Source organism: Photobacterium sp. WH24, assembly GCF_019204055.1.
Lineage (GTDB): Bacteria > Pseudomonadota > Gammaproteobacteria > Enterobacterales > Vibrionaceae > Photobacterium > Photobacterium arenosum.
Genome location: NZ_JAGSOZ010000010.1, coordinates 1 through 12,916 on the forward strand (window position 1 = coordinate 1; position 12,916 = coordinate 12,916).

A 12,916-nucleotide genomic window follows, 5' to 3' on the forward strand; every position below is an offset into this window, starting at 1 on the left:
CAAGCAGAAAATAGCTGCCATGAATATTGCCTATTTGGAGCAAGTAATATTGGCGGGAATCCAAGGTTTGGATAAAAAATGAGCATACGTGCTCTCGCCCTGCGCTGACAACCCTTTCAGTCCATTCTGGTGAGCTGTTCTTGCTCCCCTTTTTATTCAATGATTCTGAGAAAGTTTTCTGTGAGCCTATAAAAGGCGGCTTTTAGGAGAAAGCATATTCTTACCCTGTGCGTGTTCATAGCACTGAACCAATAAGTCAGAATGAACCGCTTTCCATTCAATTATCAGGAAGGGTAAATCATGAATAACCAAAATTTAGCTTATATGATTCTCAATGATTCAGCACGAATCACAGAAGCCATTACAACCGGTGCTGCCTGGGAAATATGGATGCAAGTCGAACTGATTCTTCTTTTCCGTCAGGCAGGGATACAAGCCACTCGTGAAGTGCCTTATCCGCCGCCGAATGGAAACTGGCGCTTAGATGCACTGGCTCAGGATAATGATGGGAGGTATGCGATTGAACTTAAAGTTGAAAGTGCAACGAACGCAGGTGCCGTCCTCCTTGCCTCGGCTCAGCAGGACATGAATAAAATCGTACATTATCCGGCGCCGAACCCCGGCTCAAGATGGGTTGTCGCGATCGGATATAGCGCGACGGCAAGACATGCCCTTCAGGACTATGCTAATGACCCGGCTCACCACTCGATTTATCACGAACAAAACGCCATTGGTGTATTGGTGACCGCAGTCTAACGTATTCAGCCATGTGTCTGAATCATCAAAAATAAACAATGGAATACGACAGATTCAATTTAAAAAATAAAGGGCATCACATCGTATGCCCTTTTATTTTTTGTGCAGCTGGCATCCATGAAACCAGTACTGAACCTCGTTTTTAAACCAAGGCTGCCAGTGCTTTTTTCACTTTCTCGATGCCTTCGGCTAGGATCTCATCTTCAATCGTCAGGGCAGGCAGGAAACGGATAACGTTCCCTTTCACACCACAAGACAACAGAATAACACCTTCTTCCCGCGCCTGAGCCACCAGCGATTTGGTCAGATCAGCCATTGGGGCACCGGACTGAGGATCGACAAACTCGACGGCGATCATCGCGCCCAGATTACGTACCTCGCCAATCACAGGGAAATCAGACTGAAGCGCACGGAAATGGCTGGTCATCACTTCGCCAATTTTCAGGGCTTTCTCACACAGCTGCTCTTCATCAATGATCTTCAGCACTTCCAAACCTGCGGCACAACCCAGAGGTGAGCCGGCATAAGTCCCGCCCAAACCACCGGGGCCAGCAGCGTCCATGATATTGGCTTTACCCACCAGGGCTGAGATTGGGAAACCACCGGCAATCCCTTTCGCCATGGTCATCATGTCCGGTTCAATACCCAAGTACTCAGTAGCGAACATTTTGCCGGTACGGGCAAAACCGGTTTGAATTTCATCGGCAATCAGCAGGATACCGTGTTTGTCACACAGTTCACGCAGCGCCTGAGCAAACGCAGGCGGCGCCTGATAAAAGCCCCCTTCACCCTGAACCGGCTCAAAAATAATGGCGGCAACACGTGACGGTTCAATGTCACAGGCGAACAGATCGTCAATCGCCTGCAGACTGTCTTCAATGCTGATGCCGTGGAACGCATTCGGATAAGGGGCATGATAGATTTCGCCCGGGAAGGGACCGAAACCCGCTTTGTAAGGTGCCACTTTACCGGTCAGCCCCATGGTCATATTGGTCCGACCGTGGAAACCGCCTTTAAACGCAATCACGCCACTGCGTTTGGTGTGCGCACGGGCAACTTTGATGGCGTTTTCGACCGCTTCTGCACCTGTGGTCAGAAAGACGGCTTTTTTCGCTGTGTTACCAGGGGCGCGTGCTGTCAGTTGTTCCGCCAGTTCCACGAAGGACGTATACGGCGTCACCATGGCACAGGTATGGGAAAAATTATCCAGCTGCGCTTTCACCGCTTCGACAATACGCGGGTGCGAATGGCCTGTGTTGTTCACCGCGATACCCGAACCAAAATCAATATAGCGATTACCTTCGATATCCCAGATTTCGGCATTCTTTGCAGTTTCTACATACAGCGGATTCAGGTTGCCCATTCCCTGTGCGATAACTTGTTGCTTACGTGCTTGCCATACTTGATTGCTCATCACTTCCCTTCCTTATGCTTGAATGCCGCCAAAACAGAGGTATTTAATGTCCATGTATTCGTCGATGCCTTGCTTGGCACCTTCACGTCCGATACCGGATTGTTTCACCCCGCCAAACGGGGCAACTTCGGTTGAAATCATGCCTTCATTGATCCCCACCATGCCGTATTCCAGTGCTTCCGCCACTTTCCAGATCCGGTTGATGTTCTGGCTGTAGAAGTAAGAAGCGAGGCCATAAATCGTGTCGTTGGCCATGTCGATCAGCTCGTCATCAGTGCTGAACCGGATGACAGGTGCAATCGGGCCAAAGATTTCCTCCTGCACGATATCCATGTCGTGCGTGACATCCGCCAGAATCGTCGGCTGGACAAACAGGCCGTCAAGCTGCTGTCCACCCGTCACCAGTCTTGCGCCCTGAGCAACGGTGTGATCCGTTAAGTGCATGATCTTCTCTTTGGCCGACGCATCGATCACAGGACCGATAGTCACGCCTTCATCCAGCCCGTTGCCCACTTTCAGCTTTTCAACTTCCGCTTTGAATTTGGCAACGAAGGCATCGTAAACACCGTCTTGCACGTAGAAGCGGTTGGCACACACGCAGGTTTGGCCGGCATTACGGAATTTAGAGGCCAGCGCGCCTTTCACTGCCAGATCGATATCGGCATCATCAAACACGATGAATGGCGCGTTGCCGCCCAGCTCCATCGAAGTCCGCTTAATGCTGTCGGCGCATTGCGCCATCAGCAGCCGTCCTACACCGGTAGAACCGGTAAAAGACAACTTACGGATCAGCGAACTGCCGGTGAACACCTTGCCCACCATGCTGGACGAGGCATTCACGACCAATTGAAGCGCGTCGCGCGGGATACCGGCCTGATAGCCTAATTCAGCCACCGCATAGGCTGACAAAGGCGTCTGATTGGCGGGTTTGCAGATAAAGGTACAGCCCGCCGCCAGTGCAGGCGCAGCTTTACGGGTGATCATCGCAATCGGGAAGTTCCAGGGAGTGATGGCACAGGCCACACCGATGGGCTGCTTGATCGTCACGATGCGTTTATCTGTCGTCGGGCCAGGAATGGAATCGCCATAGGTACGTTTCGCTTCTTCCGAGAACCACTCAATAAAGCTGGCACCGTAGGCCACTTCGCCTTTGGCTTCGGCCAGCGGCTTGCCCTGTTCCAGGGTCATCAGACGGCCGAGATCGTCCTGGTTTTGCATAATCAGATCAAACCAGCGACGCAGGATCACCGCACGCTCTTTGGCACTGGTTTTCGCCCAGGCTTTTTGCGCGGTATTGGCGCGTTCAATGGCAGAAGCAATTTCCGCTTCATTCTGAGTCGGAATATGACACAACACTTCACCGTCAGCCGGATTGGTCACAGCCAGAGAGGTGTCGGATGGCTCGCACACAAAGGCGAGCAAAGTGCGGTTCTTAATTTGCTGCATAATAAAACCTTTTCATTTGACCAGACCTGTCAGCCCTGTTTGCAGGCAAGTGCGTCAGGGATCTGCTGAGTAATACAATGGATATTGCCGCCGCCAAGCAGCACTTCCCGGGTCGGTATACCGATAATCTGATAGTCCGGCAGCGCCGCTTGCAGAATATCCATGGCTTGCTGATCACTGGCTGAGTCCAGCAAGGGTAAAAACACGTTTTTGTTACACATCAGGAAGTTGGCATATGAGCCGCCCAAACGTTCGCCCGCTTCGCGTTTCATTCCACCTGATGGCTCAATACCGGCCGCTTCCTCTTGTGTTAAATATAGCGGACCCGGGATCGGCAGCTTGTGCACCCTGATACGCCGGCCTTTCGCATCCGTGCTGTTCTTCAGCACATCCAGTGCCCGGCGGGAAATCGCATACTGCGGATCGTCAGGATCATCACACCAGCTTAAGACCACTTCACCTGGCGCAATCACGTGCAGCAGATTATCGACATGACCATTGGTCTCATCATTAAACAAGCCATCCGGCAGCCAGATCACCTTGCTGACTGACAGGTAATCGGCCAGACACGCTTCGATCTCTGCTTTGCTGAGATGCGGATTACGCCCGGCAGACAGCAGGCATTCTTCCGTGGTATACAGGGTGCCTTCACCGTCAGTGTGAATCGCTCCCCCTTCCAGTACAAAAGGTGCGCGATAGTAATCCAGCCCGAGGTGTTCGCAAATTGTCGCCGCCACCTGATCGTCGTCATTCCAGGGGGCATACAAGCCATCAACTTCTCCGCCCCATGCATTGAACTGCCAGCTGATGCCACGACGATCACCGCTATCGTTCACCACGACTGTCGGGCCGATGTCTCTCATCCAGGCGTCATTGAGCGGCATTTCAACGATCTCAATCTCTTCTGGCAACATGAGCGTTGCCGTCAGGTACTGATTGGGGCTGACAGCCACGCAGACCTTAGTATGTTGGCTGATGGCCGTCGCAACCTGAGTAAAAGCGTGCTGCGCTGGCTTCGCAGTCTCACGCCAGTTATCAGGCCGCTCCGGCCATGCCAGCCAAACCTGTTCCTGCGGAGCAAACTCCGCAGGGAAATAATAGCCGTGCTCTGAAGGGGTGCCCTGTCGTTCCATGGCAGTCTTCCTTTCTATGTTCCGAGTGTATTACTTACCCGTCAGGGAGTTGATGCGTGTGTACAAATCAGGACGTCGGTCACGGAACAGACCCCAGCTGTAACGCGCTTTGGCTGTTGCTTCCAAATCTATAGCAGCATAAATGATGGTTTCTTCATCACGGCCCGCTTCAGCCAGTTTCTTGCCGGTATGATCGGTAATAAACGACGAGCCATAGAAGGTGGTTTCAATGCCATCGTCGGTTTCTACACCGGTGCGGTTGGCGGCGATCACAGGGATCAGGTTGGCAGCAGAATGCCCCTGCATAGTGCGCTGCCAGTGATCGCGTGAGTCCAGCGTTGGATCCTGAGGCTCAGAGCCAATGGCAGTCGGATAGAAAATCGCTTCTGCGCCCGCCAGCGCCAGACAGCGTGCCAGCTCCGGGAACCACTGATCCCAGCAGATCCCAACCCCAAACTTGCCAAACCGGGTTTGCCAGACTTTGAAGCCGGTATCACCAGGGCTGAAGTAGAATTTCTCGCTATAACCCGGACCATCAGGAATGTGTGACTTACGGTAGTTGTCCATCACAGTGCCGTCAGCGTCGATCATCACCAGAGAGTTAAAAAAGCTGTTGCCTGAACGCTCAAAGTAACTCACCGGTATCACAACATTGAATTCACGCGCCAGCTGGCTCATGTGATCAATCAACGGGCTGTTGTCGGTTTCTTCAGCCAGCTCGAAATACTTGGCTACCTGTTCTTTACAGAAGTAAGGAGCAGCAAAGAGTTCTTGCAGCACCACAACGTTCGCGCCATTGTCAGCGGCTTCTTTCACCGCCTGGCTGATCTTTTTCAGGTTATTATCGATATCCCACGACATCGAAAGCTGCACTGAAGCAAAAGTCACTGTCTTTGACATTGTTCTCTTCCTTTTCCGATCCTTAGATAGCGAGCTTGTCGCGTAAGTTGTAGTAAGCGGCCCCAAGCGCCGTAAACGGCACCTGGAAATGGCGCCCGCCCGGGAAGGCGTAATGACGCAGAGACGCAAATGCATCAAAACGCTCAGCATGTCCGGTCAGCGCTTCAGCCAGCAGTTTGCCGGCAAGATGCGTACAGGTAATGCCATGGCCGCTGTATCCTTGCAGGTAGTAAATGTTGTCAGCAAAACTGCCAAATTGCGGCATACGTGAATAGGTCAGCAGGAAGTTACCGGTCCAGGCAAAGTCCAGCTTCACGCCTTTTAGCTGAGGGAAGACTTTCTCCATCTTCGGACGGATCAGTTTCTCTACGTTGGCCGGATCACGTGCGCCGTATACCACACCGCCGCCAAACAGCATCCGGTTGTCGCCGGTAATACGGAAGTAATCCAGCAGGTAATTGCAGTCTTCTACGCAGTAACGTTGCGGCAGCAGCTCATCGCACAGTGCATCTGACAATTGTTCTGTCGTCACCACCTGTGTGCCGCATGGAATGGCTTTATTGCTGATATTCGGCGCCAGACCACCCAGATAAGCATTGCCGGCCAGTACCATATATTGCGCTTTGACTGAGCCCTGGCTGGTGTGAGCAACAGGTTTGGCGCCTTTTTCAATCCGGGTAACGGCTGACTGTTCAAAAATCTGTCCGCCCATCTGAATAATGGCTTCGGCTTCGCCCAGCGCCAGGTTCAGTGAATGAATATGGCCGCCACGCATGTCCAGCAAACCGCCTTCGTAGACGTCAGTGCCCACCATAGTTTGCAGCTCAGCTTTATCGAGCAGTGTCATCTCTTTATTGCCGTAGCGCTCCCAGTTGGCTTTATGGTGCTTCAGCCCTTCTAACTGCTTGTTGTTCACCGCAGTAAACAGGCCGCCCTGACGATGATCACAGTCAATGTTAAATTCTTCTATCAGGCCGCGAATAATATCGCCACCTTCAAAAATCATGCTGCACAGCGCATCTGAGGTCTTTTTATCGTAACGTTTCTCGATGACATCGACATCGCGGCTGTAGCTGTTGACAATTTGTCCGCCGTTACGGCCCGTCGCGCCAAAACCCACTTTGGCACTTTCGAGGACCACAACCTTAAAGCCTTTTTTCGCCAGGTGCAGCGCCGATGACAGACCGCTGAAACCCGCACCCACGATACATACATCGCACTCGATGTTATCGGTCAGGGTGCGAAACTCTCGCGTATAGTTCGCCGTAGCGGCGTAGAAAGAACCGGTATGATTAATCACAGTAAACTCCTTTTAGTACGACTCAAGACGAAGCCAAGTGGTTTTCACCTCTGTGAACTTCTCCAGGGCATGCAGTGATTTATCCCGACCATTGCCGCTTTGTTTAAAGCCGCCAAACGGAACTGTCATGTCACCTTCGTTGTAGTTATTAATCCAGACCGAACCCGCCTGAAGCTGACGGGCAACCCGGTGTGCACGGTCCAGATCGGACGTCCATAACGCGGCACCCAGCCCATAGGGGGAATCGTTGGCGATCGCAATCGCTTCTTCTTCTGTGCTGAACGGGATCACGCACAACACAGGACCAAAAATTTCTTCACGGGCAACAGCCATGTCATTGCTGACATCACCTAACACCACCGGGGCAACAAAGGCACCTTGCCCTGCGACATCACCGCCGCACAGCACTTTGGCACCGGCCGCTTCCCCTTTGGCGACATAATCCAGCACTTTGGCTTTGTGATCCTGATCGATCAGTGCGCCCATTGACGAAGCAGGATCGAGCGGATCTTTCGGAGTAAAGGTGTGTGATGCCGCGATGACTTTGGCGACAAACGCATCTTTGATGCTTTCATGTACCAGCAAGCGGGTGGCTGCCACGCACACTTCGCCCTGGTTATAGAAACAGCCCGCTGCGGTTTCCGCCGCTGCCTTGTCCAGATTCTTGTAATCCGCGAACACGATATTGGCATTTTTACCGCCCGCTTCGGCCCAGACACGTTTCATATTGGATTCGCCCGAACACACCATCAGTTGACGGGCTACCCGGGTTGAGCCGGTGAAGGTGATGCAATCCACATCATCATGACGGGCGAGCGCATCCCCCACTTCATGCCCGAATCCAGGCAATACCTGAAACACACCGTCCGGGATACCAGCCTGTTTGGCCAGTTTGCCAAGATGGATCGCGGTTAACGGTGACTTTTCAGAGGGTTTGAGAATCACACTGTTTCCGGCCGCCAGCGCTGGTCCTAATTTCCAGCACGCGAGCCATAGTGGAAAGTTCCAGGGCACTATGGCCGCAACGACACCAATGGGCTGATGCGTGATATAGGCATGCACATTGACTTCAGTGGGCGCTACTTCGCCATAGGTTTTATCAATCGCTTCGGCGTACCAGCGAATGGCCGCGGCAGCGCCGGGAATATCAGTACTGAAACTGTGACTGATAGGTTTACCGGTATCCAGGGTTTCCAGCAGGGCCAGGGTTTCCCGCTCCTGATCGATCAGGTCGGCAAACGCCAGTAACACAGCTTTTCTCTGTGCCGGGCTCTGATCCTGCCAGTCTCCGCGATTAAAGGCACTTCTGGCCATCTCAACAGCAATTGCTGCATCCTTTGCGTCACAGCGGGCAACATCAACAAGATGCTCGTCTGTCGCAGGGTTGATCACAGCAAAGGTGTTACCACTCTGGGCATGCTGGTATTCACCGTGAATGAATGCCCTGGCTTCAATTTCTATCTGCTGTTTTAGTGCTGTCCATTGCTGTTGAGTGTTCATACGCCTTCCTTTTGGGTGTGGACGTCAGAAACTAGCCGGGGTATGTGCGCTGACAATCCGGCAAAGTTTGTCCGTTCTGTTGGTAAACTTGTGAGGAATACTGGTATCAAACAGGTAACTTTCCCCTTCGCCGATAACATAGGTTTTGTCACCCAGCGCCAGTTCTATTTCACCTTCCAGTACCGTTCCGCTTTCCTCACCTTCGTGTTTAATGCTTATCAGTCCTGTGCTTGAATGAGGCTGGTATACCTCAATCAAAAAGCCCATTTGTCTGTCTTTGCGGCCATCGCAGACCAGTTTCATTGAAACTTGTTCGTTGCCCATTTCAATGAGCTGATCAGGCTTAATCACCACCGGACGCTCATCAAATGCCTGATCTTGTGTAAAAAACTCAGACAAGGACATATCGAACACTTTCACTATCTTGTGTAATGAACTGACCGACGGACTCACCTTGCTGTTCTCGATTGATGAGATAGCGCTGTGGGTGATATCGGCTTTTTCTGCCAGTTCACGCTGAGACAATTTGTATTCTTTTCTAAGCTGTGCGATTTTTTTACCAATTGAGTCAGTTTCCATCATGGAGGCTCCTTCGTTTTGAAGCCGATATCATAAACTGATCAAACAAAATTCGTGAAAAATGGTTTTCAGTCGCTTGCCACTCTGGGTGCCACTGCACACCAATAAAGAATGGATGCGCCTGTAAACTAAAGGCTTCAATCAAACCATCCGGTGCAACGGCTTCCACGGTAAGACCTGGTGCTAATTGATTAACACCCTGGCCGTGCAGAGAATTCACTTCAATGTTGTCCAGCGGCGCCAGCCAGTCGGCAAAGATGCCGTTGTCAGAAATATTTACCGGATGAGCCGGTGAATACTTGAGGACCATGTCATTAAGCGGGCTTTCCCTGTGATCGTTAAAGCCTTCAACTACATGCACTTTCGGGTGCAGTGATCCACCAAGCGCAACATTCATTTCCTGAAATCCGCGGCAGATACCGAGAATAGGCACGTTCTCTTTGATACAGGTATCTATCAGTGCAAATGACAGAGCATCACGGCCTTCATCTTTTTTCGGTTCATCATGTTCTGCACCGTAACGGGCAGGCGCAACATTCGAATGGCTGCCGGTCAGCAGCACGCCGTCGACCAATCCAATCAGTTGCTTAATTTCTTCAGCCGTAGAGCCCGACGGGAACAGAACCGGGTTGGCACCAAACTGCTTTATCGCATGGAGATAGAACTCATTAACACTTTGAATGCCATAGCCTTCCAGTGATTTTTTACAGCATACAACGCCAATTACCGGTCCAGCTTTTGTTGAGTTCATCATGGTCTCTCCTGCCATCAGTGTTCGATTTATTGAACAAACCTAGCTTAGAGCACTAAGGGAAATCAACCTGCAATTTACAATAATGTTACTAAAATTTGATCAACGTTCGATATTTCGAACATTTTGAACACAATTATTGCCATTTGGCGTTCTTCTGTTAAATATAAGTTACAGGATGTATCCACACGAGGTGTTTCGTGAATGAACGGATTTAAAGAAGAAGTTAAAAATTTTAAACAAAAGTGGCCAGAGATCAGGTTCGTTGATTTGCTCTTTACCGACATCAACGCAACCCCGAGAGGCAAACGTATTCCAGTCGAAGCGGTTGAAAAAATAGAGAAAGGCGTTTACTTACCTCTCTCTACTATCTCGCTGAGCATTGAAGGGAATGTGGTTGAAGAAGCGGGACTCGGCGAGGCACTGGGTGAACCAGATCATATCTGTTACCCGGTTCCAGGCACATTGACCACCACCTTTAATCCTGAAGTCGGCCAGGTCATGCTGACCATGATGGATGAGTCAGGCAGCCAGCCGACAGACCTTTGTATCCGCTCTGTTCTGGTGAGCCTGCTTGAGCAGCTTCACCAACGCGAGCAGTTTCCGGTTGTCGCGATTGAGCTTGAGTTTTATCTGCTGGATAAAAACCGCGGGGTTAAGGGCGCTATCCAACCGCCTCTCAATCCCATCCACCATGACAGAGAGTACCGTTCAGATGTGTACAACGTAGAGAATCTTGATGATTATTCCGCGTTTTTACGCGATCTGAATGACGCTGCCGTTGCTCAGGGACTGAATACGTCAGGCGCACTGTCTGAATCGGCGCCTGGTCAGTTCGAGATCAACTTTAACCACCAGCAAGATGTTGTTAATGCTTGTGATCAGGTCATTCTGGCTAAGCGGTTAATTCGCCAGGTTGCTCAGGCCCATGATTTCGATGTCACTTTCATGGCTAAACCCTATGCTGACGAAGCCGGTAACGGCAAACACATGCATCTGAGCGTGGTAGATAAAGACGGCAAGAACCTGTTTTCCGATAAGGAAGACGAAGCCAGCCCCTTCTATTACCAGACGCTGGCTGCCATGCTGGCCATGATGCCGGATTCCATGGCACTGCTTTGCCCTAACGTGAATTCATACCGCCGCTTCTCGGCTTCTATGTACACGCCCACCCATGCCAACTGGGGAGAAAATCACCGCGGGGTTGCACTCAGAATACCAATGAGTGACAGCCATAACCGCCGTATTGAACATCGTATCGCTGGAGCAGATGTCAACCCGTATGTGCTTGCTTCAGTGCTCTTGGCTGGCTTGCTTGCCAGCGAACGTTTTACTTTTGAGCAATGCCCACCACAACTGGCCGACAATGCGGTAGAGTTACCTCTTCGCATGCCGGACGCACTAATAAAGCTTGCATCAAGCGAGCTAATGTCGATGTACCTACCGCAATCATTTATCTCGCTTTATCTAGCATGCAAGCAACGTGAACTGGCGGACTTTGAAAAAGCCGTCACGCCACTGGAAATTGAGTGGATGCTTCATTCAGCGTAACTGAAAGATAGGAAAGGAATTCTTGTATGACAGTGAAAACACCTGCATTAGATGCGCCGCAGAAGCCAAATGCGAAGAGCATGTCGGTTATTCTGGCAATTGCCGGGATCATCGGGACTTTTGCCATTATTGGTAACACCCATGAATCAGGAACGCCCTATGGCTGGTACAGTTTGTTACCGACCATTTTCGTTCTGGCCGTGGCGTTGTTAACTCACCGAACCGTCGAGGCCCTGTTCAGTGGCGCTATCGTCGGCCTGATTATGATAGATCCTCAGCAGATCGTCGGGAATGTCGTCGATGTGTCGATGACAGTCATGATGGATGAAACCATTGCCTGGCTGATTCTGGTCTGCGGCTTAATGGGCGGATTGATCACCATACTGGAAAAAGGCGGCAGTATCCTGAGTTTCAGTGAAGCTTTGGTCACTAAAGTCAAAAGCAAACGCCAGTCAATGGTACTGACTTTCGTGCTGGGTATTCTGGTCTTCATTGATGACTACCTGAATGCGATTGCGATTTCGTCATCGATGAAGCGCATTACAGACAGCTACAAAATCTCTCGTGAGAAACTGGCTTATCTGGTCGATTCCACCGCCGCACCGGTTTGTATCCTGCTGCCTATTTCCACCTGGGCTATATTCTTCAGCTCGCTGCTGGAAGATAACGACATTGCCGCATCCGGCAAAGGGATCAGTGCCTATATTGATGCGATTCCCTATATGGCATACGGCTGGGTAACACTGCTGGTTGTGTTCCTGGTAGCCACTGGAAAAATCCCTGACCTGGGTGCGATGAAAGCGGCAGAGAAACGTGCACAGAATGGTCAGGTGCAGCCTGACGGTGGCGTTGACATTGCACTGGGTGAAGATGTGAAAGCGCATCCAAACTCAACCATTGGTGTACTGAACTTTGCCCTGCCTATGATAGTGCTGGTTGCCGCAAGCTGGTATTTCGATATTGATTTGCTGGCTGGCGTCTTCGTTGCCATGATTTTCACCATGTTCCTTTACGGCGTACAGCGTCTGATGCCGGTGAACACCATGTTTGAGGCTGTCTATGACGGTATCAAAATCATGATGTTACCTCTGGCAACTGTCATCGCCGGTTTCATGCTGAAAAACGTCAATGATCAGTTGGGTCTGACACAGTATGTTATCGAAACTGTTTCGCCTTACCTGTCGGCACAAATGTTCCCTGCAATCATCTTCCTTGTGATGGCCGCGCTGGTCTTTGCGACCGCCTCATCCTGGGGATTGTTTGCGGTAGCCATGCCGATTGTATTCCCGCTGGGTGCGCACCTGGGTGTACCTGTCTCTATCACTATCGGCGCGCTGTTGTCAGCGTCTGCGGCCGGCAGTCACTCATGCTTCTTCAGTGACTCCACAGTACTGTCTGCACAAGGCAGTGGCTGTACCGCTATGCAGCACGCCCTGACTCAAATCCCTTATGCACTGATTGGTATTGTTGCAACCGCAGTGTTCTTTCTGGTTATCGCCTGATAACCATGCAACACCCTAGCCCAAGAAAAACCGCCACCTTGAAAAAGGTGGCGGTTCTTTTTATGGTTCAGATCGGTACAGAAC

At 51.1% G+C, this 12,916-nt stretch carries 11 protein-coding genes; 3 read left to right on the forward strand and 8 right to left on the reverse strand.

From position 1 onward, the window contains the following. Window positions 1–300: 300 nt before the first annotated feature. Window positions 301–756 (forward strand): hypothetical protein, encoded by a 456-nt coding sequence (locus KCG43_RS13025; RefSeq protein ID WP_192013839.1) that lies wholly within the window; start codon window positions 301–303, stop codon window positions 754–756. 142 nt (window positions 757–898) lie between these two features. On the opposite strand, the gene gabT is transcribed toward KCG43_RS13025, so the two are convergent. From gabT to KCG43_RS13065, 8 genes are read right to left on the reverse strand one after another with little or no spacing between them, the layout of a single operon-like run. Further along, window positions 899–2,170, reverse strand: coding sequence for a 4-aminobutyrate--2-oxoglutarate transaminase (gene gabT / locus KCG43_RS13030; protein ID WP_192013841.1), 1,272 nt, complete (start codon window positions 2,168–2,170; stop codon window positions 899–901). A gap of 12 nt (window positions 2,171–2,182) precedes the next feature. Further along, the gene (locus tag KCG43_RS13035) at window positions 2,183–3,616 is read right to left on the reverse strand and encodes an NAD-dependent succinate-semialdehyde dehydrogenase (RefSeq protein ID WP_218385442.1); all 1,434 of its coding nucleotides are present in this window, start codon (window positions 3,614–3,616) and stop codon (window positions 2,183–2,185) included. 29 nt (window positions 3,617–3,645) lie between these two features. Next, window positions 3,646–4,749 (reverse strand): agmatine deiminase, encoded by a 1,104-nt coding sequence (gene aguA / locus KCG43_RS13040; RefSeq protein ID WP_218385445.1) that lies wholly within the window; start codon window positions 4,747–4,749, stop codon window positions 3,646–3,648. Between the two features lie 30 nt (window positions 4,750–4,779). Further along, entirely contained in the window at window positions 4,780–5,649 is an 870-nt protein-coding gene (gene aguB / locus KCG43_RS13045; protein ID WP_218385448.1) for an N-carbamoylputrescine amidase, read from the reverse strand. 22 nt (window positions 5,650–5,671) lie between these two features. Continuing rightward, window positions 5,672–6,949 carry an FAD-binding oxidoreductase gene (locus KCG43_RS13050; protein WP_192013849.1) on the reverse strand — a complete coding sequence of 426 codons (1,278 nt, stop codon included), beginning with the start codon at window positions 6,947–6,949 and terminating at the stop codon, window positions 5,672–5,674. A 12-nt stretch (window positions 6,950–6,961) separates the two neighbouring features. After that, a complete protein-coding gene (locus tag KCG43_RS13055) occupies window positions 6,962–8,449 on the reverse strand; it encodes an aldehyde dehydrogenase (RefSeq protein WP_218385451.1) in 1,488 nt (495 codons plus the stop codon). 24 nt (window positions 8,450–8,473) lie between these two features. Continuing rightward, entirely contained in the window at window positions 8,474–9,028 is a 555-nt protein-coding gene (puuR, locus tag KCG43_RS13060) for an HTH-type transcriptional regulator PuuR (RefSeq protein ID WP_027251152.1), read from the reverse strand. Further along, window positions 9,018–9,782, reverse strand: a complete 765-nt coding sequence (locus KCG43_RS13065) for a gamma-glutamyl-gamma-aminobutyrate hydrolase family protein (RefSeq protein ID WP_218385454.1) — start codon at window positions 9,780–9,782, stop codon at window positions 9,018–9,020. The genes puuR and KCG43_RS13065 overlap by 11 nt, the downstream gene beginning before the upstream one ends. A 201-nt stretch (window positions 9,783–9,983) precedes the next feature. On the opposite strand from KCG43_RS13065, the gene KCG43_RS13070 reads away from it, so the two are divergent. Continuing rightward, window positions 9,984–11,330: a glutamine synthetase family protein gene (locus KCG43_RS13070; protein ID WP_218385456.1), complete on the forward strand. Its 1,347-nt coding sequence runs from the start codon at window positions 9,984–9,986 to the stop codon at window positions 11,328–11,330. 26 nt (window positions 11,331–11,356) lie between these two features. After that, window positions 11,357–12,832: a Na+/H+ antiporter NhaC family protein gene (locus KCG43_RS13075; RefSeq protein WP_192013856.1), complete on the forward strand. Its 1,476-nt coding sequence runs from the start codon at window positions 11,357–11,359 to the stop codon at window positions 12,830–12,832. Window positions 12,833–12,916 lie beyond the last annotated feature (84 nt).